Source organism: Streptomyces sp. NPDC107765, assembly GCF_055657085.1.
The window spans coordinates 262,461-288,179 of the sequence record NZ_JBVKBL010000009.1; the positions used below are offsets into that span (position 1 = coordinate 262,461).

The 25,719-nt window shown below is 69.7% G+C and carries 17 protein-coding genes and 4 pseudogenes; 8 read left to right on the forward strand and 13 right to left on the reverse strand.

Features of this window, described 5'->3' with window-relative positions; all coding sequences use genetic code 11:
• Positions 1-376: 376 nt before the first annotated feature.
• The gene (locus ACZ7MX_RS23230) at positions 377-2,101 is read right to left on the reverse strand and encodes a flavin reductase (protein WP_472134944.1); all 1,725 of its coding nucleotides are present in this window, start codon (positions 2,099-2,101) and stop codon (positions 377-379) included.
• A gap of 80 nt (positions 2,102-2,181) precedes the next feature.
• Entirely contained in the window at positions 2,182-3,402 is a 1,221-nt protein-coding gene (locus ACZ7MX_RS23235) for a styrene monooxygenase/indole monooxygenase family protein (RefSeq protein ID WP_472134946.1), read from the reverse strand.
• A gap of 528 nt (positions 3,403-3,930) precedes the next feature.
• Between ACZ7MX_RS23235 and ACZ7MX_RS23240 the strand changes: the two genes are divergently transcribed.
• The 3 genes from ACZ7MX_RS23240 (at position 3,931) to ACZ7MX_RS23250 (ending at position 7,030) form a co-directional block, all read left to right on the forward strand.
• Positions 3,931-4,911 (forward strand): AraC family transcriptional regulator, encoded by a 981-nt coding sequence (locus ACZ7MX_RS23240; protein ID WP_472134948.1) that lies wholly within the window; start codon positions 3,931-3,933, stop codon positions 4,909-4,911.
• A 276-nt stretch (positions 4,912-5,187) separates the two neighbouring features.
• Positions 5,188-6,126 carry a YcxB family protein gene (locus ACZ7MX_RS23245; RefSeq protein ID WP_472134950.1) on the forward strand — a complete coding sequence of 313 codons (939 nt, stop codon included), beginning with the start codon at positions 5,188-5,190 and terminating at the stop codon, positions 6,124-6,126.
• Positions 6,127-6,427: 301 nt separating this feature from the next.
• Positions 6,428-7,030 (forward strand): HAD domain-containing protein, encoded by a 603-nt coding sequence (locus tag ACZ7MX_RS23250; protein WP_472134952.1) that lies wholly within the window; start codon positions 6,428-6,430, stop codon positions 7,028-7,030.
• 534 nt (positions 7,031-7,564) lie between these two features.
• Here the strand turns inward: ACZ7MX_RS23250 and ACZ7MX_RS23255 are convergent.
• Entirely contained in the window at positions 7,565-8,005 is a 441-nt protein-coding gene (locus tag ACZ7MX_RS23255; RefSeq protein WP_472134954.1) for a hypothetical protein, read from the reverse strand.
• Positions 8,006-8,328: 323 nt separating this feature from the next.
• Positions 8,329-9,522 (reverse strand): helix-turn-helix domain-containing protein, encoded by a 1,194-nt coding sequence (locus ACZ7MX_RS23260; RefSeq protein ID WP_472134956.1) that lies wholly within the window; start codon positions 9,520-9,522, stop codon positions 8,329-8,331.
• 121 nt (positions 9,523-9,643) lie between these two features.
• On the opposite strand from ACZ7MX_RS23260, the gene ACZ7MX_RS23265 reads away from it, so the two are divergent.
• The 5 genes and pseudogenes from ACZ7MX_RS23265 to ACZ7MX_RS23285 form a co-directional block, all read left to right on the forward strand.
• On the forward strand, positions 9,644-10,255 hold the full coding sequence (locus ACZ7MX_RS23265; protein WP_472134958.1) for a toll/interleukin-1 receptor domain-containing protein: 612 nt from the start codon (positions 9,644-9,646) through the stop codon (positions 10,253-10,255).
• Positions 10,256-10,265: 10 nt separating this feature from the next.
• Entirely contained in the window at positions 10,266-12,491 is a 2,226-nt protein-coding gene (locus tag ACZ7MX_RS23270) for an outer membrane protein assembly factor BamB family protein (RefSeq protein WP_472134960.1), read from the forward strand.
• 16 nt (positions 12,492-12,507) lie between these two features.
• On the forward strand, positions 12,508-12,939 hold the full coding sequence (locus tag ACZ7MX_RS23275) for a hypothetical protein (protein WP_472134962.1): 432 nt from the start codon (positions 12,508-12,510) through the stop codon (positions 12,937-12,939).
• Positions 12,936-16,826 carry an nSTAND1 domain-containing NTPase gene (locus tag ACZ7MX_RS23280; RefSeq protein ID WP_472134964.1) on the forward strand — a complete coding sequence of 1,297 codons (3,891 nt, stop codon included), beginning with the start codon at positions 12,936-12,938 and terminating at the stop codon, positions 16,824-16,826. Before ACZ7MX_RS23275 ends, ACZ7MX_RS23280 begins: the two co-directional genes overlap by 4 nt.
• 483 nt (positions 16,827-17,309) lie before the next feature.
• Positions 17,310-17,660 (forward strand): annotated as a pseudogene (locus tag ACZ7MX_RS23285) (hypothetical protein); the annotation flags it as partial.
• Between the two features lie 130 nt (positions 17,661-17,790).
• Here ACZ7MX_RS23285 and ACZ7MX_RS23290 read toward each other — a convergent pair.
• The 9 genes and pseudogenes from ACZ7MX_RS23290 to ACZ7MX_RS23330 form a co-directional block, all read right to left on the reverse strand.
• Positions 17,791-18,780: a glycine betaine ABC transporter substrate-binding protein gene (locus tag ACZ7MX_RS23290; RefSeq protein ID WP_472134966.1), complete on the reverse strand. Its 990-nt coding sequence runs from the start codon at positions 18,778-18,780 to the stop codon at positions 17,791-17,793.
• Positions 18,771-19,137, reverse strand: a pseudogene (locus ACZ7MX_RS23295) (ABC transporter permease subunit); the annotation flags it as partial. The pseudogene ACZ7MX_RS23295 and the gene ACZ7MX_RS23290, both read right to left, overlap by 10 nt.
• 30 nt (positions 19,138-19,167) lie before the next feature.
• Positions 19,168-19,611, reverse strand: a pseudogene (locus ACZ7MX_RS23300) (ATP-binding cassette domain-containing protein); the annotation flags it as partial.
• A pseudogene (locus tag ACZ7MX_RS23305) lies at positions 19,604-19,783 on the reverse strand (ABC transporter permease); the annotation flags it as partial. The pseudogenes ACZ7MX_RS23300 and ACZ7MX_RS23305, both read right to left, overlap by 8 nt.
• 264 nt (positions 19,784-20,047) lie before the next feature.
• Positions 20,048-21,067, reverse strand: coding sequence for a 3-oxoacyl-ACP synthase III family protein (locus ACZ7MX_RS23310; protein ID WP_472134968.1), 1,020 nt, complete (start codon positions 21,065-21,067; stop codon positions 20,048-20,050).
• Positions 21,064-21,717, reverse strand: a complete 654-nt coding sequence (locus tag ACZ7MX_RS23315) for an SRPBCC family protein (protein WP_472134970.1) — start codon at positions 21,715-21,717, stop codon at positions 21,064-21,066. The genes ACZ7MX_RS23310 and ACZ7MX_RS23315 overlap by 4 nt, the downstream gene beginning before the upstream one ends.
• Positions 21,689-23,479 carry a thiamine pyrophosphate-binding protein gene (locus tag ACZ7MX_RS23320; RefSeq protein WP_472134972.1) on the reverse strand — a complete coding sequence of 597 codons (1,791 nt, stop codon included), beginning with the start codon at positions 23,477-23,479 and terminating at the stop codon, positions 21,689-21,691. The genes ACZ7MX_RS23315 and ACZ7MX_RS23320 overlap by 29 nt, the downstream gene beginning before the upstream one ends.
• Complete coding sequence (locus tag ACZ7MX_RS23325; protein WP_472135101.1) at positions 23,476-24,492, reverse strand: GlxA family transcriptional regulator; 1,017 nt, start codon at positions 24,490-24,492, stop codon at positions 23,476-23,478. Before ACZ7MX_RS23325 ends, ACZ7MX_RS23320 begins: the two co-directional genes overlap by 4 nt.
• A gap of 878 nt (positions 24,493-25,370) precedes the next feature.
• Positions 25,371-25,634: a hypothetical protein gene (locus tag ACZ7MX_RS23330; RefSeq protein ID WP_472134974.1), complete on the reverse strand. Its 264-nt coding sequence runs from the start codon at positions 25,632-25,634 to the stop codon at positions 25,371-25,373.
• Positions 25,635-25,719: the final 85 nt, after the last annotated feature.

Genomic DNA, 25,719 nt, shown 5'->3' on the forward strand with positions numbered 1-25,719 from the left:
GTGGGCACCACGCTGCGCCGGGGCCTGAGCGCGAGGTCCGGATCTTGCCGTCAGCTCACCGCATGCTGGGGTGGGTAGGTCGCCTGTCGGTGCGGCTCGGGAGGCTACCGTCGGAGAGGCTCCGGTGCTGAGGACGGACGGCGGGTGGCGACCTTCGGTTGACCCGGCGAGAAGCGCACCCCGGTCTTCGGTGTACCCGTCGCACCTGTAGCTGAAGTGGGCGAGGCTGGCGTGTCGGATGGGAGGGGCCCGGTGTGGCTCTCGAACCCGAAGCGTGACGTGAAGGAGATGCATCAGTCGGCATCCACCTGTGTGCGGCTCAGCCCCGGTGTCCCTGTGTGAGCCGGATGGTGCCAGGCCAAGAGGCACTTCGCGTTCACAGATCTGGATGCTTCGTCGCCACCTGGTAGTACCCCGAGTGGAACACCAGAGGGGTACCGCCGTCGGACTCGTACTGTTCGACCTCGCCGAGAAAGATGATGTGGTCGCCGGCGTCGAGGCGTTGGACGGTGCGGCATTGGAAGCGGGCGACCGCGCCGTCCAGGAGGGGGGTGCCGGCGATACCGGGGGTGGTGGGGGTATCGCGGAATTTGTCGTCGGCCGGGGTGGCGAACTGGCGGGACAGGTGGTGCTGGTCGGCGGCCAGTACGTGGACGGCGAAGTGCGAGGCGTCGGTGAAGTCCGGGAGGCTCGGGCTGTTCTTGCCCGGACACCACAGGACGAGGGGCGGATTCAACGAGACGGAGGTGAAGGAATTCGCGGTCATGCCGACGTTGCGGCCGTCGGGGGCGCGGGCCGTCACCACGGTCACGCCGGTGGCGTACTGGCCCAGCGCGCGGCGCAATTCGCGGCCGTCGAAGCGGGCGGCATGCTGGGCGCGTTTCTCGGCGAGGAAGCGGTGTGCCTCGGCCTCCTCGAACCACCAGCGGTAGAGGGTGCGCGGGTCGTCGAATCCGGCGGCGAGGGCGCCGGCGACCGAGGGGATTCCGGCCGCCGCGGTCAGGAGGTCGCGGTGGTGCGGACTCAGTTCGGTCAGGAGGGAGTTGGTCCAGCCGACGGCCCATTGAGCCCAGCCGCGCCAGAAGTTGTCGAAGGTGCGCTGCATCCACTGCGGGGTGAATTCGGCGGTGCCGTGGCGGAGGATGCTGTCGAGGTAGTGGGTCGCGGCCTGGGCCGCGTTGTTCGAGCCCTGGCCGGTGATCGGGTCGTTGAGGACGACGGCGTCGGCCATGCCGAGGACGTGCCGGCCGGAGGCCAGGCGGGCGACGGGGTGCCGGACGGTCGGAGTCAGCCTGCCGCGCAACACGCCGCCGCTGTCAGTGAGTCGGGAGTGCCGGTAGTGCTCGTATGCGTCGGGGAAGAACCGGTGGAGGAGTTCCAGTGAGCGGGTGAGGTGGTCTTCAGGCGTGCGGATGTCGTCCCAGCAGTCCATCGGGCCGTCGGGGACGCCTTCGAAGACCATGATGTCGCAGGGTCCGGTGGTGGTGAGGGCCGGGAAGGAGATGTATTCGCCGACGCCGGGGACCAAGCGGTAGTGGATGGCGTCCTCGCTCTCCCGGGGTGCCGTTCCCGTGACGTACGTCAGGGCCAGCGCACGGCGCGGCCGGTCGTACGGGGAGAGTTCGGAGTTGCGCGGGAAGAGTTGGCTCAGCTCGCCCTTGCCTGTGGAGACCACGACGAGATCGTGCGTACGGGCGTACCATTCGAGGTCGTTGACGCCCGCCTCGTGCAGCACGATCTCGCCGCGGCCGCCGTCCGCGAACTGCTCGATCCAGGCGGCACACTTGACGCGCTGGTCGATGGAGTGGGCAGGGCCCTCCAGCGGCGCGCGCCAGGAGACGTCCGGAGTGCCGTGCGGGCCGATGAGAGAGAACGCGATGCCGGAGATGTCCGGGGCTTGGTCCTCCCAGTGGTGCAGGCCGAGTTCGCGCTCGCTTTGCAGCGCGGTGTCGAACATGCACTGACTGGACATGACCGGGCCGCGGCGTATCTCGTCCGGGGCGCGGTCGGTGACCAAGGTGACGTCGTAGCCGTGCGCCTGGAGTCCCAGGGCGAGTTGGGTCCCCGCCTGCCCGGCTCCCACCACCGCGATCCTTCTCATGTCCTGCTGTCCTGTCTCGTCTACGTTTCTATCGCTGACGTAGTGTCAGTTTGATCGTGTATCCGCTTATGACGAGCCGTTCAGGCGCCGACCTCCGTCAGATAGTTCTTCGCGGCGACCGGGTCCATGAACCAGCGATGCACGTCGCGCGGGTCATCGAATCCGTTGACGAAGCGGGCAGCGATACGGGAGTTGGCGCTGGCCGCGCCGAAGAGCTCCAGGACGTGCTGCGGCGGGGCGCCGAGCATCGCGTTGGTCCAGGCCGTGGCAGCCTCCGCGTTATCCCAGAAGCGGCCGAAGGCCAGCTCCATGAACGCGGCGTCGTACGGGCGCTCGCCCTGGTCCAGGATGGTGGCGAGGTAGGAGGCCGCGCACTTCGAGGCGTTGTTGGACCCCTGGCCGGTGATCGGGTCGTTGAGGACGACGACGTCGGCCAGGCCGAGCACCTGCGCGCCGGAGGGTAGCGTGGTGACGGGCTTGCGGACGGTCGGCGCGAAACGGCCCGCGAGGGTGCCGTTCCAGTCGGTGAGCGCGACATCGGTGCAGCGCTCGGCCTCCCACGGAACGTACGTCCGCAGCAGTTCCTGGAACTTCGCCAGCAGCTGGTCGGGGGCGAGCCCGTCGAAGCAGTCGAGCGGGCCACCCGGGATGCCCTCGAAGAACATGATGTCGCACGGGCCGTTGGTGGTGAGGCTGGGCATGGTGAAGTACTCACCCACACCGGGAATGACGTTGAAGCTGACGCCGGGGCGGTCGGGCAGCGGTGCCATGCCGGTGACGTACGCCAGGGCCAGCGCGCGCTGCGGAGCGTCGTACGGGGAACGCATGGCGTCGCGCTCGAACAGCCCCGCTATCTCGCCCTTGCCGGCCGCGACGATCACCAGGTCGGACTCGACGGCGTAGCGCTCCAGGTCCTCGATGCCGGCCTCGCAGAGCTCCAGACGGCCTCCGCGGCGTGCGAACTCGCCCATCCAGAGTGGCATCTTCACGCGCTGGTCGATGGAGCGGGCGGTGGCTTCAAGGCGGGCGTCGAAGGAGAGTGCCCGGCCGCCCTGGCCGTCCGCGATGCTCACGCCCAGACCGGCGATCGACGGGCAGGCATCGCCCCAGAAGTCGAGACCGAGGTTGCGCTCGTGGGCCAGCGCGGTGCCGAACATGGCCTGGCTGGACATGACCCGGCCCTCGCGGATCTGGTCTCCGGTGCGGTTGGACACGAGGGTGACGTCGAAACCGTGGCCGATCAGGCCGATGCCGAGCTGGAGACCGGCCTGGCCGGCTCCGACGATGGTGATCTTGCGCATGAGGGGGTCCTCCAGGGGTTCGGGGTGTGCGGTTGTTGAGCGGTGCCGGGCAGTGCGTGCGCTGTGCAAGCGTTTCGGCACGTGGCGGCGTCAACGGGTGGGCGGCGGTGGTGGGGAATGCGGCTGCCCGCCGGAGGGGGGCCGGCGGGCAGCCGCGGGTGGCCGGGTACCCGTAGGACCGGGGGACGGGCCCCCGGGTGACCCGGCCGGCTAGAGGGGCCCGGCCGAACCGGCGAGCCGGGGGAGCACAGGCAAGGGTGCCGCGACGTACGGGGTACGGGCTTGGCGGCCCTCGCCGCGCCGGTCGCGCGTAATACGCGCAGCGCGCAGGCGAGGGGCTGTCCGCTGGGCGTGACTCCGCCTCTGGCGAGCGCAGTCCGGCCCGGTACTCCCTGCATTGCTGATTCCCAGGATTCTCTCGGGTCCGCGGCGGTCAGGGGTCAATCTTGATATGGCAAGATCACCTGCGCTATCCGGATCACGCGGGTTGCTGTCCCGATCGCGCACATCTCGGCGGTGGAGGTTTACATGCCCGCTGATAAATCCCCCCTCGCAAATCACCAGCGGTTCCATACAACGGACATTTGGGAGGCGCGGGCCGAGGTCGGCCGGGCCTTCTGCCCGCATGAGCTGCGCATCGTGCGGCGGTCGGCGACACTCGACGCCCGGCTGCACGGTGCACCCTTCGATCGGACAGGTCTCTATTACCTCGATTACGGAACGGAAGTCCGGATCACACCGGGCGATCTGGAGAGCTTTTTCCTCGTCCAAATCCCGCTCGCCGGTTACGCCGAAATAACCTGCGGTCGCGAGGAGATCATTTCCTCCCCAGAACTCGCTTCTGTCCCCTCTCCGACCGGAAAGTTGGACATGCGCTGGGGTGACGGCAATCCGCAGCTGATCGTGTGGCTCGACCGAGCGTCGTTGGAATCGCACCTGGGCAGTCTGCTCGGTCGCACCGTGCGCCGCCCGATCTTCTTCTCGCTCGGCATGAACCTCACCACGCCGGGCTCCCGGTCCTGGCTCAACATCGTCGACCTCATGCGCCGGGAGGCGGAGGGCCCTGGTGGGATGACAAGCCAGCCCCTCGTGACAAAACAGCTTGAATCACTCCTCATGACCCAGCTGTTGATGGCCCAGCCCAACAACTACACGCCGGCGCTGCTCGGCGAGCAGCCGCGCGTGGCACCGCCCGCGGTCCGCCGTGCCATGGAGGTCATCGAGGGACACGCCGCCGAGCCGCTCACGGTCGCTGAGATCGCGGAATGCGTGGGTGTCGGCGTACGGGCCCTTCAGGAGGGCTTCCGCCGGCACCTCGCGACAACACCGCTCGCGTACCTGCGCGAGATCCGCCTGGACCGTGTACGCAAGGAACTCCTGGCCGCCGACCCGGGTTCCGCGACCGTGACCGCCGTCGCCTCCCGCTGGGGCTTCCTGCACCCGGGCCGTTTCTCACTCGCGTACCGCCAAAAGTTCGGGGAGTCGCCTTCGGAGACGTTGCGGTCGTAGGAGGAAGTCGGAGGAAGTCGGTTCTTCGAGTGCCTGCCGGAACACCATGTGCCCCCGCCTGACCTTCGTGGAACAGATGCTTCCCCACCCCGTGCTCGGAGTGTCCTCGGAGTTGCTCGGCTTGGTTCCTCCGGCGGAACCGCGCTGACCTGCGGACGGCCACCACAAGGGAGGGACCGCCCGCTATCGGTGACGTACGGCGCCGACCACTGCCAGGTCGCCGAAGCGGTTGAGAAAGCCTCTACGATCCGGTTGATCACCGAACCAGGAGGGGACATGGCCGAGGGCCGGGAAACGGACGCGGTCGCCGAGAGACCGGTGGAGCTGGCCTACCGGCCGACCATCGGCGAATTGGCGTCCGCGCTGCGGGCACGCGCGAGAAGCACCGGCGCGGGACGCTTTGAGCGCGGGGCGCTGATCTGGACGGTGGCGGTCACGGCCATCGGCGTTCTGCTGTCGGCGGCTGGCTCCGGCCACCGGGACACACCGTGGCCGCTGTATGCAGGGGTGGTGGGCTTTGTCGCCTTCAGGACTGCGGTGCCGTGGTTGCAGGCGCGCCGCCTCCACCGGCTCGCCGAACGACAGGGGGACATCTGCGGGACGGTCGACGACACCGGGGTCCGGCTCACCACCGCGCACAGTTCGGCCAGCCACAACTGGCACCTCTACTCGCGCTATGTCGAGACGCCGGAGCTGTTCGTGCTTCTCAGCGCCGATAAGTCCTCCGTCGGCTTCGCCGTCCTTCCCAAGCGGGCCGTGGCGGTCCCGGAGGAGGTGGACCGGCTCCGGGCGCTCCTCGACCGGCGGCTCGTGCGCGCGGACGCCGCCGGGGCGCCCGGAAGCCCGCGGAGCCGGGGCCGAGCCGTCGGCCGCGGGGCCATCTCCGTCGGACTGTTGCTGCTGGGGCTGCTGCTGTTCTTCTTCGCCTTCGCCGCTGTCCAACACGTCGCGCACCCGGACCGCTTTCCCGGGATCCAGAACAACACCGCCCCGATGTCGGCCGTCATGCTGGGGCTGGGGACGCTTGCGATCGCCGGGGCCTGGTGGCACGTACGGCGGATGACCGTCATGCGGATCGTGACCACCGTGCTCGCCGTCCTTGTCCTGCTCGCCGGTGGCGCCGCCCTGTACCGCGTTGGGCCGATGCTCCACTGCTGGGGCTCGGACCGGATCGCCCGCGGCCCCGAGGGCGCCTACGTCTGCTACGACTTCTGAGCGGGCCATGGTCTCCGAGGTGGTGTCTGGGCCAGGAGTTCGGCGCCTTGGTGGCCCGGCTCGGTCCGGACACTGAACGAGCAGGCCACCCCGGCTCACCGACGGCCCGCCGCTCACTGAACTTCCCCAGTCCGTTGATAGCCGGACCGAGGGGGGCGAAGAGCATCCCTGGTCGTTTTCAGGAATCCCCATCACCGCAGGCATGGCCAGCGCACTGAGCGGCTGCGTTCGACCTTGGCCGCAGTCGGCCTGGCCTCGTTGAGGCGACCGGCGGTGGTGCCCGTCGCTACCCTGTGCTGCTGTGACTGGCTCTGTGCGGCTGCCGCTGCTGTTCCTTGATGTCGACGGACCGCTTATCCCGTTCGGGGCGGAACCCCAGCAGTATCCGACCTATGCGACCGGTCCCGATCTGCGTGAAGCCGACGCGAACCCGCTGCTGACCAGGATGAACCCTCAGCACGGAGTCAAGCTGTCCGCGCTTCCGTGTGAGCTGGTCTGGGCCACGACGTGGATGGATGACGCGAACGAGTGCATCGCTCCGTTGATCGGTCTTCAGCGGCTTGCCGTGGTGGTCTGGCCGGAGCCGTCAGACGTCGACGAGCAGGACGAACGCGGCGGACTGCACTGGAAAACCCATGGCCTGGTCGAATGGGCGGCGGGCCGGCCGTTCGTATGGGTCGACGACGAAATCACTGACACGGATCGAGCCTGGGTCGCCGCCCACCACCCGGGGCCCGCCCTGCTTCACAGGGTCGATGCCCGCTTTGGTCTCACCGAAGGTGACTATGAGGCTCTCGACTTGTGGCTGCGACAGCCGTTCCCGTCGGAGGAGGTCCCCCAGCAGGGCATGCTGCCCGCCCGACGCCGGGTTGGCGGCGGGCCGTCGAGCAGCAATCCGGAGTGATCAGCCAGCCTTGGCCGGCTCCACAGCTCCGGCTCGGATGCTGTCAATACTCGTCGGCCCTCCTTGGCGGCGAGGACCAGACCGCCCGGTGCGGAAGACCTCCGTCTCACCTGCTCAGCGGCCGCCGAGCTCCTGCTCCGCCACCAAGCGCAAGGCCCTCGCTGACGAACTCGCCCGGCTGACAGCGGCCTGCGACCGACTTCATCGAGCCGGTCGAAGACGTCCGGGACGCCCTTGCCATGGCCAGCTCCAGCCACCTTCAGGACGCGCCAGCGAGGACCTTGACGCCGCCGCCACCTACCTCACCGAGTCCTGAACGGCACCACCGGGGACCGGGATTCGCTTCCGGCCTGGGCGCGAACCCACCTGCGGGACGCCATCGCCATCGCCTGCTGAACCCTCCGCTGGGTTGAGCGCACCCTGTGCCGCCCCGCCCCGCCCCGCCCCGCCCTACACCCACCAGGCCGGCGCAGTCGCGGTGTTCCGCCACGACTCGTCGATCACCTGCGCTCTCACGACAGCGTTCGCCCAGCGCTATACGGCACGAAGAACGGGATCGATCTCTGCCAGGACCTCGTGCAGCTGACGGGCTCCCCATGCAACACGGTCGTCGCTATCCCGCGACATCTCCTCGCACAGCCGTATCGCTTCGTCCCGGTCGTCGGAGAAGACGCTACATACATCGACGATTGCGGTGTGGATCCAATCGCTGTGATTCGAGTTGGCGACGGCCAGTGCGGCCGCGACGATCGTCAGTCCGGCCCTGTCCTTCCGCCGAAGCAACGCTTCCGCGGTCCGTCGGGTGACGAAGGTGTCACCTGGGTCGAGTACAAGCTCCAGCAGCGGCCCGCGGGCCTCCTGCATCTCGGCGAACGCTGCCAGGCCATGACCGGCATCCGCCCGGTCACGGTAGTCATGACTTCGCCCGAGCTCGCCTAGTGCCACGACAGTTGCATGCCGCAGGTCAGTGTCCACCTCTGGGGCCCCTCCCACGATTCCCGTCAACGTACCAGCGAGGTGCCCTACGGGATGGTCACCAGGACACGGTGTCAAGGGCGCCATTCCCGGCGGTAGGTAGGAGCGTTCGGCCCAGCCCTGCGCGAGGACACGAAGTGTGCTCTGGCAATGCGGGATCTGCATCGACCTGCCGCCCGCGCCGGGCCCTTCCCCGACTGACTGGACCGCACAACTATCACCGACCCCACACCGGAATCAGCGGCCACACCCCAGCCAGCCGCGTCACCGACCTCACCGACCAGCACCCCAGTTCTGTCCGTACTGCCAGCTGATCGCGACTGTCAGCCGATCGCGAGGGCGGTCGATGCGTCGATGAGGGCGAGTTGGCCCGGGCTGGTTCTCCGGGTCCGGGCCTGTTTGACGAAAGGGCCCAGCTCGGCGCGGAGGGTGGCCGAGTCGATGCGCTTGATCACGGGCAGCGTGGCCTCGACAATCTGACAGGCGTCGTCTAGGCGGCCGACACCGGCCAGGGCTGTCGCCTGTCGAACCGCGAAGCGGGCCAGGGAGTTGCTGTCCGCCGGGACGGCCGGTCGGCGCCGGCGCTCGGCGGCGAAAAGGTCGGCGGCCAGCTCGAAGCGACGGAGGCTGAGCATGCAGGACGCCTCGATGAGTCGAGGGTTGCCGTTCTCGATGCGCGGGCCCCAGTGAGGAGTACGGTCGTCGATGGCCTCGGCGGCGTGGCTTCTGAACCGCTCCAGTGCCTCCCGGCAGGCCCCCGCATCGCCACGGCACGCATGCCCCTGGGCCGCGCGTCGCGCGGCGTGCGCGCGGATCACCGGGTTGGCCGCCGGGTGTTCGGCCGCCTGGTCAGCGAATCCGATCGCCGCATGGGTGTCACCGCGGTGCTGGGCGATGAACGCCTTGCGGACCAGGGCATACGCGGCCACCGTTTCGTCCCCGCCGAGTGCGCCCCAGCGGACAGCGAGATTCGTCCAGCGCAACGCCTCCGCGGGATTTCCCGCCTCTTGTGCCATCCACCCCGTGTATTCGGCGAACCTTGAGGCGAGCCGCCAGATCTCGGCACGCTGCTCGCCAACGGCATGCGGGCCGGCGTCCGTCAGGATCCGCGTGATCGACTTCATCGAAGCGGTGACGAACCTCGGTCCGGTGGATCTGCCGATGCCCTTCAGCTCCCACAGGACCCGCTCGTATCCGGCGACCACGGGGCCGGCCTCGACGATGCCCTCGGTCCGGGCACCGCGGCGGCCGGACCCGGCCAGCTCGACGAGTTCCCCGCCGGTGCCGAAGGCCGCGTCGCATGCCGCCGCCACAGCGGGCGTCGGGTTGCGCAACCCGCTCTCCAGATTGCAGATCTGCCCCTCGGACACGTGCGCACGCCGGGCGAACTCGCGCACGCTCCACCCCCGACGTGCCCGGAGTGTGGCCAGGACGACGCCGAAGTCGCCCGGTGGCAGGCGCGGGCTGGTCGATCTCCCTGCCGAGACCGTCCCTGCCGCGCTGTCCGCTGGGTCCATACCGGCCAGCGTACGGAGCCTTGCGGCCGCTATTCAATCTCCGGCGAATAGCCACCGAGCGTGTACTCCACTCCTAGGGTGAGCACGATCCCTGACGTCAAGGCTTGCCGGATAGGGGGCAATGGTGCCGCGCATCTTCCTCAGCTTTCGCAAACCGGACTCCCGGTGGATGAGAGACCGCGTCTACCGCGCGCTGTCCGACCGCTTAGGTGCCAACGAGATCTTCAAGTCGGGCCAGTCGATTCCGCCCGGGGCCGATTTCGCCGAGATCCTGCGGCGGCAGGCCGCCGAGTGCGAGCTCATGTGCGTACTGATCGGGCCAGGGTGGCTCGACGCGCGGGGTGAGGACGGTGTGCGACTCCTGGACCGGACTCACGACTGGGTCTGCCTGGAGATCGCGACAGCTCTGCGGGCGGGAAACCGCGTGGTCCCGGTCCTTCTGGGTGACGCGACGATGCTGCCCGACGCCTCGGCGCTGCCGGCCGAGATCGCAGAGCTGGCGCGCCTGCAGTTCCTCCGCGTTCCGGAGACCCATCTGCCGGCCGGACTGGAGCACTTGGGCGACGCGTTGACCGCTCTCCTGTTCGATACCGATACCGACCCCGCTGTCGAACCCGGGCACGGCACCGCGCCCGCCGCCGATCCGGGGCCATCGATGACCATGACGGCCCATGTGTCCGGCGGTGGCAGCGCCTACCAGGCGGCCCGTGATCAGACGATCAGGCTGGCGTGAGGGGCGGACGATGGATCATCCCGGAGCAGACGGTGCTGATCGGATCGGGCCGTATGCGCTGCTCGCAAGGCAGAGCACGGTCGGCGGGGGCGAGGTCTTCACGGCCCGCACGGACGAGGGGCTACTCGTCACGGTCACGGTCGTGGGGCCCGAACTCGCCGCGGGCCCAGGGTTCCGGGACCGGTTCCGAGCCGCCGTAGAGGCGGCACGGACGCTGTCAGGTGCTTTCCTCATGTCGGTGGTGGATGCCGACGCCGATGCCCCGGTTCCTTGGCTGGCGACCGAGTTCACCGCCGGACTGCCGCTCCGGCAGGCGGTGGACCGGCACGGCCCGCTGTCCGAACCAGCTCTGCGGGTGCTCGCCGACGGCCTCGCCCGGGCGCTGGCCGCACTCCACGCGGCCGGGACGGTCCACGGCGAGGTGAGCCCGGACTCGGTGCTGCTGACCATGGACGGGCCCCGCATCACGGCCCTGGGGATCGTCGGAGCCACCGGCAGTCCGGCACCCTCACCGACGGACGACATGTTCGACCTCGGGTCGACCGTGTTGTTCGCAGCTTCCGGAGGCGAGCCGGACACGGGCGCCCTCCCCGTGTCGCTGCGCGAGGTGATCGGCGGCTGCTTGTACCCGGAACCGCAGGACCGTCCCACCGCGGAGCAAGTCGTCGACTACCTGAGGCGTCAGAACCTGCCGTCCCTGGCGGGCAGTTGGCTGCCGCCGGCGGTGACCGCCGACATGGCCGCCGCGACCGCGGCGGTGGGATCGGTGTCCGCCGGGCGCGGCGGCCGGGGACCGTTTCCTCCGCCGCCGGTGATCGCTGCCGGCACGGATGTCAGTCGCCGGAAGCTGATCCTCGGTCTGGCCGGGGGCGCGGCCGTACTCGGCGGGGCCGCGGCGGCACTCGCCTTTTCCGGCGACTCGTCGCCGGCACCCGACGGCCGGGCCGGCGGGCCCGGGTCCACTGCGCGGCCGGCCTCTCCGTCAGGCGTGCGACCCACGTCGGCCTCCTCCGCGTCGCCGTCCTCGACGGACGGACCGGAACCGATCGTGCTGGCCGGACCCGACGCCACCAAGGCATGGGCAGGCGCCGGGAAGCATGCCCCCAACTGCCTGGAAGCGTCCGACAAGGTGGTCATGGTGGTCACGAAAACTGCCACGTCCTTCCTGGACACCGCGACCGGAAAATCCGTGTTCCGCCAGCTGAACACGACCAACTTCTTGGGCACGACCAGCCTGAACTACCCGACGGCGTACGCGGACGGAGTGTTCTACCTGCTCTGTGACACCCCGAGTCAGCCAGGCATGCTGGCGGCGTTCGACGCCGCCGGCGGGAAGGTGAAGTGGGCGACCAAGATGGCCGACGTCGATCCCGGCGGCGGCACGCATGCGGCGAGGTACCTGAGCCACTTTGTGGCGGTCGCGGGGAACACGGTGTACGTATGCGGGGAGTTGAGTCAGACATCCGGGTCGTTCTCGCCCGAGTCTCCGACCACCGGCTACATCCGTGCGTTCAACGCCGCGACCGGCAAGGGACTGTGGCGGGTCAAGGGCACGGACATCAACAACGTGCTCGTACCGCCCTCCGGTTCTCACCTGCTGGCCACCTCGGCCGTTCCGGGCAGGAAGCCCGGCCGCGTCCAGATGATCGACGCCGGCAGGAAAGGCGCCCGCGGCTGGAAGGTATCCGTCCCGCGCGCCGGGTACTACTTCACCACCGGCTGGCCGCTGACGTGCTACGTCGCCGGGCTGTTCCTGTTCGCCGGCGGCAACGGCGAAACGCTGTTCGCCGTCGACGCGGCCACGGGCAGCGAGAAGTGGCATCGGCGCTTCGATGCGAAGAACGGGGACCAGGTCCAGATCGGCGCCCCGTTCTCCAGCCTGGACGGCGCGACCGTCTACGTACCGGTCGGCAGCGACCTGGCCGCCCTGGCCGCGGCCGACGGCACGATCCAGTGGGTCGCGACGCTCGGCGGGGCCAGCGACATGGGCGGTTCCAACATGTTCAAGGCCGCCCTCAGGACTTCCGGCAAGAGCGCGCAGTGTTCGGCCGACACCGTCTTCGCCACCGACAGCGCCAAGACGCTGTGGGCCATCGACGCGGCCACCGGCCGGGCCCGGTGGAAATACAGCGATCCGGGGCAGCCGGACGCGGGCTTCCTGTGGACGGTGGGCGGCGACCACGTGTTCATCGCCTCCCACCTGACAGTGACCGCGATCGCGGCCCACGGGCGGTAAGGGACAAGGAGAAGACATGGAGACGGGTGTGGAACTCGCCGGCCTGGCATCGGCGGCCGCGGCGCGCCTGATCGATCTGCTGACGACGGACGGCTGGGCCGCGGTCAAGTCCTCGGTCCTGTCCCTGTGGCGGTCCGCGCACCCGGAGCGCATCGAGGAGGAACTGACCGATGCGCGCGGCGAGTTGCTCCAAGCACAGCAGACGGGCGACGGCCAGGAGCTCCAGGGGCTGCTGGTCGCCGAGTGGCAGGCCCGCATCATCCGGCTGATGGCCACGCGGCCGGACGCCGTCGACGAGCTGCGCGCGCTGTTCGGCGAGGAACCGCGCGCTGCCGGAACCCCGGAACAGCAGATCACGGGCTCGATGGCGCTGGAGGCACACGTCTCCGGCGGCGACGCGTTCCTGGCCGGCCGGGACATGACCGTCACCAGGGGCGGACAGGCGTGACGGAACGCAGCACCGGTGCCCCGCCGCCCGACGGGCCGCCCCTCTGGCAGCCGAAACGGCAGGAGGCGAGCGCGACCGGCGGCGGCAGCGTCTTCCAGGCCGGCCGCGACCTCCACGTGCGCCTCGGCGAGGAGGGGCGCAGAACCGTCCCCGGCCCCGGCGCCGACCAAGTGCCGTGCCCGTACCCGGGCTTGGCCCCGTTCGACGCATGGCACAAGCAGTGGTTCTACGGCCGTGAGCGAATGGTTCACCTCGTGTGCGAGCGGATGGACGCCCGGATGCGTGAGGGCGGCCCGCTGGTGCTGATCGGCCCCTCGGGGGCCGGGAAGTCGTCCCTGCTCGCGGCCGGGGTACTACCGGCCCTGGACGAAGGCCGGCTTCCGGTGGCGGGTTCGAGCACCTGGCCGCGGCTGCTGCTGACCCCGACGGCCTCCCCGGCCCTGGCACTGGCGGCCGCCGCCGAGCTCGACGCCGAGACGGCCCGGCGCACGGCACCGGCGTGGCGGGCCGATCCCGCACGCTGCCTCGCCGAGCTGCGCGAGATCACCGGAGCCGACGATCCGGCGCCCGCCGGGGAGTCACCCTCCACGGGCCTGGTCGTCGTGGTCGACCAGTTCGAGGAGGTCTTCACGGCCTGCGGCGACGAGACCGAACGGCAGTGGTTCATCGACGTGCTCGACCGTCTGGCCCGGCCCGCGGGCGGTGCGGTCGTGGTGCTGGGAGTGCGCGCGGACTTCTATGCCGCGTGCACGGCCCATCCGCAGCTCCGGGCGGCGCTCCGGGCCGGACCGGTCCTGCTGGAGCCGATGACGGAGGACGAACTCAAGGACGCGATCCGCCGCCCGGCCAGCAACGTGGGACTTGACGTCGAAGACGGCCTGGTCGAGGTGCTGCTGGCGGACCTGGGCGCGGTCGGGGGACCGGTCGGTACGAGCACCACGGGCCGGCTGCCGCTGCTCGCACACGCGCTGCGGGCCACCTGGCAGCAGCGCCACGGCCATACGCTCACCGTGGACGGATACCGCGTCACCGGTGGCATCCAGGGCGCCATCGCCACCACGGCGGACAGGCTCTACGACACCCTGCCGCCGCCCTGTCACGAGGCCGCACGGTGGGTGTTCCTGCGGCTCGTCATCGTGGGACGCGACGCCGACGACAGCCGCCGGCGCGTCCGGTACGACGAGCTGCTGCGTCACGCGCCGGACCGGGAAGCGGCCGTCAGGGTCCTGGACGACTTCACCGATGGCCGGCTGCTGACCCGGGAGCAGGACACGGTGGTGATGACACATGAGGTGCTCATCCGCGCCTGGCCCCGGCTGCGGGACTGGATCGAGCACGACCGCAGCGGAAACCTCGTACGACAGGATCTGGAAGAGGCGGCCGAGCTTTGGGAACAGGCCGGCCGGGAGGCAGCCGCGCTGTACCGCGGCAACCGCCTGGAGGCCGCCCTCGCCTGGGCCAAGACACACGGGCCGGAACTCAGCGGCGCCGCCCGGGCATTTCTGGCAGCCGCCCGCCACCACCAGCGGCGCGGGCAACGGCTCCGGCGCGCCGCGGTCGCCACCATCACCGCCCTGGCCGTGATCGCCTCGCTGGCCGCGGTGTTCGCCTTCCGGCAGGAGTCCCACGCCCGGACCGCCGCCACCCGGGCCCTGCAAGCCCGTGACCAGGCCATCAACGCCGCCGTCACCTCCGCGTCCGTGCAACTGGCGCCGACCGATCCTTCGCTGTCCGCTCAACTCGCGCTGACCGCCTACCGCATGGACCCGACCCCGGAGGCCGCATCCCGGCTCATCACGACCGAGAACACACCGCTGGACACCCGGCTTCCAGGCCCGCGCGGCGCGGTGTACACCGTGGCCTACAGCCCTGACGGACACATGCTGGCGGCCGGGAACGTCCACCAGAGGCTCGTCCGGCTGTGGGACGTCTCCGATCCCAGCCGTCCGGTGGCGCTGGGCCAACCCGTGCCGGTGGACCGTTCCGTCAATTCGATCCTGTCGCTCGCGTTCAGCCCGGACGGCCGGGTGCTGGCCGTCGGCGGTCACACCAGCCACAATGGCGACGCCGGTTCCGGCGGATTCGTCGACCTGTGGAGCCTGACCAGCCCCAGCCACCCAGTCCTGCTCGGCCGGCCGAAGAGTCCCGCCATCACGGACTGGGACGCCATGTCCTCCATCGAATCGGTGGCGTTCAGTCCCGACAGCCGCACCCTGGCCGCCGGATGGCACGCCGGACTCGTCAGCCTGTGGAACGTCACCCGCCCCGACGACGTCAAGCCCGCGGGAGCGCCCCTGAACCTCCACTGCCCCGACGTTTTCTCCCGTCGCATCGCGTTCAGCCCCACCGGGCACACCCTGGCCGCCGCATGTGACGACGACGCCGGCACCATCCGCCTGTGGAACACCACCGACCCGGCCCACCCCGGCCGCGGCCGTTCCCTGAAGGCCGGGTATCACGTCAACTCCCTGGCGTTCAGCCCCGACAGCCGCACCCTGGCCGCCGGAACCAGCCGCGGCCCGGTCCACCTCTGGAAGGTCGCGGACCCCGGCCACCCCGCCCCCCTGGGCAAGCCGCTGACAGGTCCCGCCCAGCCCGTCATGTCGGTGGCGTTCAGCCCGGACGGTCACACCCTGGCAGCCGGCAGCGCCGACCACACCACCCATCTGTGGAACGTCACCCACCCCGGGGCCATCGGCCCTCTGGGCCGGCCGCTGACCGGTCCCGGCGACGCGGTGACCGACGTGGTGTTCAGCCCGGACAGCCGCACCCTCGCCGCCGGGAACAGCGACGGCAACGTCGATCTGTGGAGTCTGCCGCCGACCCGGATCATCGGCGCCGGCGGCAATGTGGCATCCGTGGCGTTCAGCCCCGACGGGCGCACCCTGGCCGCCGGAAACCAGAACAACACCGTCTCGCTGTGGAACACCGCCGACCCCCACCACCCCGCTCCCCGCGGTGATCCGCTCACCGGCCCCAAGGACCCTGTCGACGCCGTGGCGTTCAGCCCGGACGGGCGCACCCTGGCCGCAGGCGACAGCGGCGGCACCGTCACGTTGTGGAACACCGCCGACCCCAGCCATCCCGTTCGCCTCCCTGAGACCCTCAAGGGGGCGGACGGGCTCATCTTCTCCCTGGCGTTCAGCCCCGACGGTCACACTCTGGCCGCGGCCGGCGACAACGAGCGCGGCAGCATCGCCCTGTGGGACGTCAGCGACCCCGCGAAGCCCGACGCCCAGCCCGGCATCTCCAATGACCACACGAGGTCCGTCGAGTCCCTGGCGTTCAGCCGCGACGGCACGATGCTGGCGGCCGGCGGCGACGGCAGCAACGGCACCGTCGGACTGTGGAGTACGGCGGACCCCGGGGTCCGCATCGGGGAGCCGATCGACCAGCCGACCGCCACCAGCACCTGGGTGGCGTTCAGCCCGGACGGCCGCACGCTCGCCACCGGGAACAGCCGCGGCACCGTCACCCTGTGGAATGCCACCGACCCCAACCACCTCACACGCAGGGGCAGTCCCCTGACTGTGCCCGGCGGCAGCCTGGGGACGGTGGCGTTCAGCCCGGACGGGAACACCCTCGCAGCGGCCGGCCACACCGACAACGGCACCATCAACCTGTGGAACGTCACCGATCCCGACCATCCCACCCTCATTGGCCAGCCGCTGACCGTGGAGACCGGATTCGTCGACGTTCTGGCCTTCAGCCCGGACGGTCACACCCTGGCCGCCACTACCGACGACGGCGTGGCCACGCTCTGGGACCTGAAAGTCGAGTCAGCCATCAGCCGTATCTGTGCCGGGAGCTCCGGCGCCCTGAGCCGGCAGCAATGGCGCCGATACGTTCCCCAACTGCCGTACGCCCCACCCTGTGTGACCACCTAGGCAGTTTCGTTGGGAGCAGTCGGTCGTTGGCCCGGGTCTGGCGTTAACTGATGGTGCAGTGGGCGCGAATCGAGCCGTTGGTCCCGGACCGGATGCCGAAGAGGGGGGCCGCTGGCGGGATCACCGGGAGGTGATCGATGCGATCGCTTAGTGGGTTCACCTGCCGGAGAAGTACGGCAACTGGCGAGGCGTCTACAACCGGCTGCGGATGTGGGCCTTGGATGGCACGTGGGAGCGGGTCGGGGAAACGTGTTCGGCTGTGTCTTCGGGTCCGATGGTTCGTCTGCGAGAACGCGTTGTGCGAGCGGCGGACCTTCGTCGAGCAGATTGCCGGGCTGACCCGGCGGTACGGTCGGTGGACCGAGCGGCTCGGTTCACGCTGGCCGCGGTCGGTCTCGCGCCTGCATGGCGGGTGTGTTCGGAGTGTCCGTCAGCCGCAGCACCGTACCGCGGCTGCTCGAGGCCCTGCCCGATCCTGAACCACCGGCGCCGCGGGTGGTCGGCGTCGACGACGAACAGATGCGTCTCAAGGCGGTGCTGGCCCAGTGCCTGGAGCTGGACGCCCTCGCGGGGCACATCCGGTCCTTCGCCCGAATGCTTACCGAGCGAGGGGGCGAGCGGCCACCGGAATGGCTCGACGCCGGCCGGCAGGACGACCTGCCCACCATCCACACCCTCGCTGCCGGCATCGGCCGCGACCGCGACGCCGTCATCCGCGGCCTCACCCTGCCCTGGAACTCAGGTGTCGTCGAAGGACACGTCAACCGGATCAAGATGCTCAAGCGTCAGATGTTCGACTGCTGCCCAAGCCGGCCGACAAACGCTGCTGCTTGAAGTGAACGAAGCCAATCGGGGACTTCCGGCCGACGAACTCTCCCCCCCCGCAGGTGTGGGGACGATGCGTCCTCGCGCTCCACCGTCCTCGAACTACCCCCGCCGGTGCGGGTTCGTGCGGATCCGTCTGTCAGCCTTCGCGGATGAAGCCCTCCCGCACCAGCCAGTCCTTCGCGACCTCGTGTGGGTCTTCCCCGTCCACGTCCACCCGCGCGTTCAGCCGCTGGGCTTCTGCCCCCGTCAGCCGCTTGGTGATGGGGGTGAGGAGGTCGGTGATGGCGGGGTATTTCTTCATTGTGGCGCTGTTCATCTCGGGTGCTGCGTTGTAGTTGGGGAAGAAGTGCCGGTCGTCCTGCAGCACCGTCAGTTTGAGTTGGGGGATGCGGCCGTCGGTGGTGGCCGCCACGCCGAGGGTGCAGGCCGTGCCCTGGGCGACCTGGGTGTAGACGACGCCGTCGTCCATCTTTTTGAAGTTTCCGCGCCGGAGGGCGAAGCCGTACGTCTTTGCTACGCCCGGCAGGCCGTCCTCGCGCACCGAGAACTCGCTTCCGCCGCAGATCGTTGCCGCGCCCGGGTCTTTCTTCGTCAGACGTGCCACGTCGGAGAGTGTGCGCAGCCGGTACTTCTGTGCATTTGCCTGGTTCGCGACCAGCGCGTAGGTGTTGTTGAGTGGGGCTGGGGGCAGCCAGGCGATGCCGTTGCGGCGGTCCTCCTCGCGTACGGCCTTCCACTGCTCGTGCGGGTCGACGACCCGCTTGGTGTGACCGAGGTAGGTGATCCAGGCCGTGCCGGTGTACTCGTACATCCCGTCCGCGGCACCGGACTTGACCGCCTCGCGGGCACCGATCGAGCCCTGGATGTTCGTCCGGTCCAGGACTTTCGCGCCGGCCGCTTTGAAGACCAGCCCCATGATCTGGCCCAAGATGATCTGCTCGGTGAACTCCTTTGAGGTCACGGTCAGTTGGGCGCCCTTCAGCGGTCGACCCTTGCCGATGGAGCCGGGCTGCACCGAGTCGGCCAGCGGGCTGCCGCTGGTCAGTCCGCAGCCGCTCAGCCCTGCGGCGGCGAGCAGCAGGGCGCCCGCGCCCGCGACGGCTGTTCGTAACCGGGTCAGCCGCATCGGTCTACCTCCAGGCCGCGTGGGCGTTGCAGTAACTCGACGAGTGTCCCCAGTCGGTCCATGATCAGCGCCATGACGACCGTCAGTGCGGAGCCGAGCACCAGCACCGGCATGCGCTGGTTGGTGATGCCGGAGGAGACCAGGTCCCCGAGTCCTCCTCCTGCGCCGAAGGTGGCCGGCGTCGCGGTGTCGACGTTCAGCAGGAGCGTGGTCCGTATGCCCGCCAGGATCAGCTGGACGGCTGCCGGGCAGTTCGACCCGGGCCAGCAGCATCAGTAGCGGTGACATCCCGATGCCGCGCGCCGTCTCCACGAGTGCCGGGTCGGTGGCTCTCGGGCCGGCCACGGTGTTGCTCATCTCCTCGACCTGGTCCCGCACCTTCGGGCGGGGCCGGCCGGTCATTTTCGGTTCGAGCCCGATGTTCTTGGTGACGGTCATGTGCGGGAAGGTACCCGTGGTCTGGATGGCGTAGCCGATGGTGCGGCGGAGCGCCACGGGGTTGATGCCGGTGACGTCCTGGCCGCCGAGGGTGATGTGCCCCGAGGTCGGCTCGATCAGCCGGTTGATCACCTTGGCGGTGGTGCTCTTGCCGCAGCCCGCGGGCCCCACGAGGATCACGGTTTCGCCGGCCGCTTCGTTTCGGGTCGCGTCCTGCACGGCCGGTGCTTGGCTGTCCGGAGAGCGCTTGGTGAGGTTGTTCAGCCGGATACTCGCGCTGGCGGCGGCCGGCCGGTCGGGCCCGGCGGATCGGGCGGATCCGCCGGGGCCCGCAGCGCCGGATGCCGGGGAGGTCGGGGAGGTCGGTTCGACGGTTTCGGCAGAGTCAGCCACGGATCCCCCGTGAGATGGTGAGCCGTCCGATCAGCACGTACCCGGCGTCGAACGGCAGGGCTGGGACGACGATTCCGAGCGTCCCCGACAGTACTTCGTTGAGCGTGTTCGCACTGCCCGGGCTGGAGGTCCCGCGGAAGATCTCGTTGCCGAGCGCGGGCCCAGTTCGGTATCCGAGATCGGGAGGAGCACCAGCTGGGTGGGAGCGAGCCAGGCGGGGAAGGCACCGCCACTCGTACAGCTCCCGCTCGCCGAGGACCGGTGAGTGCACGTGGCGGTGAAGCACCAGACATCAGGTTCTTCGTCTGCTGGTGGTGCAGCGCTCATAGCGCTGCTGACCTGCTGAGACAGCAGTTGTTGCGTCCGTCGGGGGGGCGTTGGTCCGTGCCTGGTGCGGATCGTGCCGGCTGTCCTTGGATCTTCTTCCCGGCGCCGCTCAGGACCGTGCACCGTGCCAGCGGACGGCGACGGCACCTGCGAAGTCGCCCGCGTGGGCGAATCCTGCGAGCACCACCAGGTCGCCGTCCTCGACCTGCCGCGAGCTGATCGCGCGGTCCAGGGTGATGGGGATCGCCGCGCCGAAGAGGTTTCCGTACTCGTCGAAGGTGTGCAGGTGGCGTTCGGCCGGCAGTTGTAGCGCTTCCCGCCAGTTCCGCAGGAAAGTGCGGTTGGGCTGGTTGGTGATGAGGACGTCGATGTCGGTGGGCGCCACGCCGAGCCGCCGGCACAGGTCCGTGACCACCTCAGGAACGAGGCGGTTCCCGCGCGCCAGGACCTTGGCGACGCTGGCGTCGGTGAACCCGATCCGCAGCTGGGACTCTCCCGGTTCCCAGTACTTCCGGCCGTCGTCGACCGCTACGGTCATGTCCCCTGCGTAACTGCCGATGTGCCGGGTCTCCACGTCGAGCACCGGTGCGTCGGACGACGTCGTCACATACCCCACCCCGCAGCCGTCGCCCGGAACCGCGGCCTGGGCGAGCCGGCGCACCTGGGACTGGGTGAACCACTGGCCCGCGGCGCTTTGGGCATTGCAGATCAAGGCGGTCTTCGCGTCGGTGGTGGTGAGGATCTGCCGCGCCAGCTTCAGCATGTACACGAAGGAGGCGCAGCCCGCGTTGGCCACGTCGACGAGCCACTCCGGGTTCAGGCCCAGTCGGCGCGCCACTTCGGTGCCGGCGCCCACGAACGGCAGGTCCGGCAACTGGCTGTGCACCAACAGCACGTCGACGCCTCGGATCTCTTCCCTGCCGTGTCGTTCGATCAGAGGCTGTACGGCGCGTTCGACCATGTCCGCGTTGGTCTCGTCCGAGGCCACGTGGTGCCGTAACGGCGGGACCTTGAACATGGGGTGGTCGCGTAGCTTGTCCTCGGCTCCGGGGTACTCGGTGTAGAACTCCGCGGGCACCGGCTCGCCGGGGAGGTAGCTCGCGACGTCGGTGAGGCTGACCGTCTTCACTGCGCCACCGCCCTTGACGGAGCCACGCTGACCGGCAGGCCGTTGCGGTGGCGGTGTTCCAGGATCGCCTTGAGGTTGTTCATCTCCAGGGTGTGCCCTGCGTAGAAGAGGTCCCAGTAGTCGCCCACCCAGGGCCGGTCCGGGCGGGGCGCCCTCTCGGGATGAGGGTTGGCGTCGTAGTAGGGGTGCCGGCAATTGGTCCATGTGATCACCGAACCCGGCTTGTCCAGCACCAGCTGCGCCGGGACGATGCGCATCAGGTAGATCATCCACAGCTTCTCGCCCTGGTCCCAGGAGCAGTGGTAGTCCACGGTCATGGCGTCGGGGTTGGCGAACACCTCGCAGTAGATCCTGGTGTCGTCCTCCAGCCGGTCGTGGCCGACCCACAGCCCCGGTGTGCCGGAGGGCGCGAAGTCCCGCAGGCTGCAGGTCCATTCCTCCAGGTGATGCCCCTGGCGCAGGTAGTCGTACGCCGCCTCCGGGGGGCAGTCGACGTATTCGTGGAGGGTGCAGTACTGCCCGTAGACCTGATGGTGGGGGTAGACGGCGTGGGTGAGCTCCATGCAGTGGGCGGTCAGTTCCTCCTTGCCGGCGTTCTCGATCCGCAGCAGGCCGGGGATGTCAGCCAACGTGGACGACTCCTCGCTCATCCGAACTCTCCTTGCTCTCGGTGCGGTGGGTGCTCTCGGTGACGGCGGTCTCGCCGGTGCTGTCGGTGAAGGACTGGAAGGGAAGGAACGGTGGGATCTCCCGCGGGTCGCAGTCCACCGCGACGAACGCCGGGCCGCCGCCCGCATTGCCGCGCAGCAGCGCCGTGCGCAGCTGCGCCGCGTCGCCGGCGCCCGTGGCATCGAGGGACGGGAAGGCGGCGGCCACTCCCGCGGCGAGGTCGGTCCGGGCGAACAGGTCGTCGTCGCGGACGCCGCCCTGGAAGAACTCCTCGCGCAGCGCGCACATGGCGTGGGCATTGTTGTTGAAGATCACGAAGGTCACGGGGGCGGCGTACTCCACGGCGGTGTGCACTTCCATCCCGTGCATGAAGAACGCCCCGTCCCCGGCGAGGACGTAGGTGCGTCGGCCGGTGGCGAGCGCGGCGCCGATGCCGGCACCGAAGGTGTAGCCCATGCCGCCCATGCCGACCGCCACCACGAAGCGGCCGTGGCGCGGCGCCGGGAGCAGATGGACGGCGCTGGCCCCCGCGTTGCCGGCGTCCACGAAGACGTGTGCGTCCTGGGGGAGAGCCGCCTCCACCGCGGCGACCGCCTGACGGTAGGGGAGGGGTCGCCCACGCGCCTGGGAGAGCGGGCCCGGCATGGGGGTGGGGAGAGGACCGGCGTGCGGGGGACAGGGACGTGGGCGGGGTGGCAGGAGGGCGGTCACTGCGCGCAGCGCGTTCCGCAGGTTTCCGCCCAGCGCGGTGCCTGCCACGAACGGCGGTTCGGGGCCGAGGCAGACGACGTCGGTGGTGGCCAGGACCCGGTCGAGTCCGCCGCGTGCCATGAGCGGCAGTCGGGTACCGACCAGCAGGCATACGTCGGCCCGCCGCAGACACTCCTCGACGTTGGTGTGGCCCATCACCCCCGCTACGCCTGCGAATCGGGGATCACGGTTGTCGAAGACGTCCTTGGCATCCGGGGTGACCGCCACCCACGCCCCGAGGCGCCGGGCCAGTTCGGCCAACTCCGTACGCGCGTCGGCGGCGGCGACGTCCTCACCGGCAATGACGAGAACGCGGCCGGCCTCGCGAAGGGCCTCCGACACGGTGGTAAGGACGGCCTTGTCGAGCCGTGCCACCGATGCCGACGGTGCCGGCGCGCCCGGGGGAGCGGCCGCGCCGCGGCCGGGCACCCGGATGCGCGCCTGCTGCACGTCCTTGGGCAGCAACAGCACAGCCGGCCCACGGGGATCGGACTGCGCCGCCGCCACTGCCCGGGGCAGCAACTCGACGAGCGACTCCGCGTCGTCCACCCGGGCGCAGAACCGGGAGACGGGGGCGAACACCTCCCGGGCGTCGAAGGCCCCTGCCTTGCCGCTGGAGTCCTGGAACGCCCCGCGGCCCTCCTGGTCGGTCGGCGGCTGACCCACCAGTGCCAGCACCGGCACCCGCGAGGCATGGGCCTCCGCCAGGCCCGGTACGAGATTCATCGCCCCGCCGCCCGAGGTGGTGGCAACGACGCCGAGGCGCCCGGTGGTGCGTGCGTATCCGTCGGCCATGGTGACGGCGGAGAACTCGTGCTTGGCGACGACGCCGCGGACGGCGTCGCTGCGGTGCACGGCGTCGTACAGGTCCTCGATGTTCGCGCCGCCGACGCCGAATACGTGGGAGACGCCGGCCCCGGCGAGTTCCGCGACCAGATGGTCGGCCAGGCGTGCCGTATCCGCGTCTCGCGGGTGGGAGGTCGTGCCGGTCATAAAGAGTTCCTGTCCCTCTCGTGGTGCCGGTCGACGAGGCCGGCCGGCGAGATGACCTGAAAGCGGTGTCGGTATTCCTTGGGGGTGAGTCCCAGGGTGCGTGCGAAGGAGCGGAAGAAGGTCTCGGGGGCGGCGAATCCGCAACGGCCGGCTATCTGGCTGATCGCCAGTTCGGTCGTCTCCAGCAGTTCGCGAGCCCGGGCGATGCGGGTCCGCTCGACGTACTGTCCGGGTGTCGTGCCCACCTCGCGCCGGAAGACCCGGGCGAAGTTGCGCTCACTCATGTTGGCCTGCCGGGCGAGCTCGGCCACGGGGAGCGGGGTGTGCAGGTGGCCCAGAATCCACTCCTGCGCTGCCCTGATCGGCGGATGATCGGCCAACTGGGCGTCGAGGACGGCACTGTACTGGGACTGCCCTCCGTGTCGCTTGAGGAACAGCACCAGAAACCGTGCCGTCTCCAGGGCGAGCGCCGCACCGTGATCGGCCTCCACCAGAGCCAGCGCCATGTCGATGCCTGTCGACACGCCCGCGGAGGTCACGAAGCGGCCGTCCCAGACGAAGATCGGCTCGGCGTCCACCGTCACCTCCGGATAGCGGCACGCCATCGCTTCGCTGTACGCCCAGTGGGTGGTGGCGCGCCTGCCGTCGAGGAGGCCCGCCTCCGCCAGCAGAAAGGATCCGCCGCATACGGAGGCGACTCTGCGAGACCGTGCTGCCGCCCCGCGGATCCAGGAGACCAGTACCCGGTCCCGCAGTGCGTTCTGGAGACTCCAGCCGCCCGGTACGAGGAGTGTGTCGATCGGCCCCTGTCCCGAGTTCAGGGGTGCGGCAGCCACCACCACCCCTGAACTCGTGCGCACCAGCGGTGCGTCGGCGGAGACGAAGTCGACACGGTAGGGGGCGCCCGACGGGTCGAGGAGCCGGTTGGCGGTATCGAACACTTCGATCGGTCCGGTGATGTCCAGGGCCATCGCCCCCGCGTACACCACCACAACAACACGTCGTTCCAACACAGTCACAGCCTGTATGGAACAGCGCACTGGCTGCAATGACAGATTACTGACGTATCCGGCCAACAAGCGGGGGCGGACCGGGGGAGAGGGGTGCCGGCCAGGCAGTTCGTGTGTCGGAGCGGACGGAGCTGGGTGAGGCAGCTCACATGGCCTCGGTGCAGTGGTACGGGGGAGCGACTCCGTGCCGTGCCACCGGCACTCCAGCTCGAAGTGGTATGCCGTGTGGGTGAGTTCCTTCTGGCGGGCTTCACTTCTGACGTCGGTGGCGACCGTGGTGCCCGGTCGCCACCGCACAATGCAGCACCTCGGCTCGCTGGCGAGTGCACCGCTGATGCCGGCACATGGCGGCTGCCCATCGGCTGACGCCGTCCTGCTGCTGCGCTCGGCCGCGGCTCGGTTGTCTCCGGTGAGCAACCACGACGGCGAGATTCCCTCGACCCGGGGTGACTCCACGTTCGGAAAATGGTGGGGGTCTCGGGCCGGAAGCCGGAGTAACGGGCGTCCATGGCGAACGCGGCGGCGACAACGCCGCCGGCGTTGGCGACGAAGTCGGCCCGCTGCTGCGTGGCGGGGGATGAACCGGCCGACGAACACGGCAGCCAGGGCGGCGAGAACGGCCAGGGCCCAGAGGGGGCCGCGCCGGCCGGTGTACTGGCCGACGAACGAGCCGATCGGCACGCCGACGACGTTGGCCAGGGTCAGGCCGCTCATCATGACGTCGACGGCCCGGGTGGCCCTCCCAGGCTCGTCGAGGCAGCGACAGGCTACCCAGCGTGCCGAACCGTCTCACCACCAGACCTTCAGTGGGAATCCGCAAGCCGGTACGACGAAGCACCCCGCCGCCTGCCGAAGCAGGGGCGAGATGCAGGGCCCAAGCCTCAGAATCCGACGACCTTGCCGGACTTCACCTGCTCCTGGGACTCCATGACCAGGACGTTGCTCGCCGGAACCGTGTAGATGGTGAACTCCCCCGGCTGTTTCCATTCGTCCGCCGGCCGCGGATCGATGTGGAGGAAGGAACCGTCGATGGCGACTCGCACGCTGTGGAGTCGGTCGAGCTTGATGTGCTGGGCGTTGGGGTCGGGGATCAGCTTGTCGTTCAGTTCGAGGGTGCGCACCGGGCGCCAGGGGAGGCTCGTCATGGCGGGATCATCGCTCACAGATCCGCTGTCCGCACGGCCCTCGCGGATAGAAAGGTCCGCCGGTTGTTGAGCAGGCAACGTTATG

Bases quoted from the DNA above. Each gene is read 5' to 3' on its own strand.
- ACZ7MX_RS23275 (WP_472134962.1), top strand. From the start codon at position 12,508: ATGGAGACGGGTGTGGAACTCGCCGGCCTGGCATCGGCGGCCGCGGCG.
- ACZ7MX_RS23235 (WP_472134946.1), bottom strand. From the start codon at position 3,402: ATGCGCAAGATCACCATCGTCGGAGCCGGCCAGGCCGGTCTCCAGCTC.
- ACZ7MX_RS23240 (WP_472134948.1), top strand. From the start codon at position 3,931: ATGCCCGCTGATAAATCCCCCCTCGCAAATCACCAGCGGTTCCATACA.
- ACZ7MX_RS23290 (WP_472134966.1), bottom strand. From the start codon at position 18,780: ATGCGGCTGACCCGGTTACGAACAGCCGTCGCGGGCGCGGGCGCCCTG.
- ACZ7MX_RS23260 (WP_472134956.1), bottom strand. From the start codon at position 9,522: ATGGACCCAGCGGACAGCGCGGCAGGGACGGTCTCGGCAGGGAGATCG.
- ACZ7MX_RS23320 (WP_472134972.1), bottom strand. From the start codon at position 23,479: ATGACCGGCACGACCTCCCACCCGCGAGACGCGGATACGGCACGCCTG.
- ACZ7MX_RS23330 (WP_472134974.1), bottom strand. From the start codon at position 25,634: ATGACGAGCCTCCCCTGGCGCCCGGTGCGCACCCTCGAACTGAACGAC.
- ACZ7MX_RS23265 (WP_472134958.1), top strand. From the start codon at position 9,644: ATGGTGCCGCGCATCTTCCTCAGCTTTCGCAAACCGGACTCCCGGTGG.
- ACZ7MX_RS23245 (WP_472134950.1), top strand. From the start codon at position 5,188: ATGGCCGAGGGCCGGGAAACGGACGCGGTCGCCGAGAGACCGGTGGAG.
- ACZ7MX_RS23315 (WP_472134970.1), bottom strand. From the start codon at position 21,717: ATGAGCGAGGAGTCGTCCACGTTGGCTGACATCCCCGGCCTGCTGCGG.
- ACZ7MX_RS23270 (WP_472134960.1), top strand. From the start codon at position 10,266: ATGGATCATCCCGGAGCAGACGGTGCTGATCGGATCGGGCCGTATGCG.
- ACZ7MX_RS23230 (WP_472134944.1), bottom strand. From the start codon at position 2,101: ATGAGAAGGATCGCGGTGGTGGGAGCCGGGCAGGCGGGGACCCAACTC.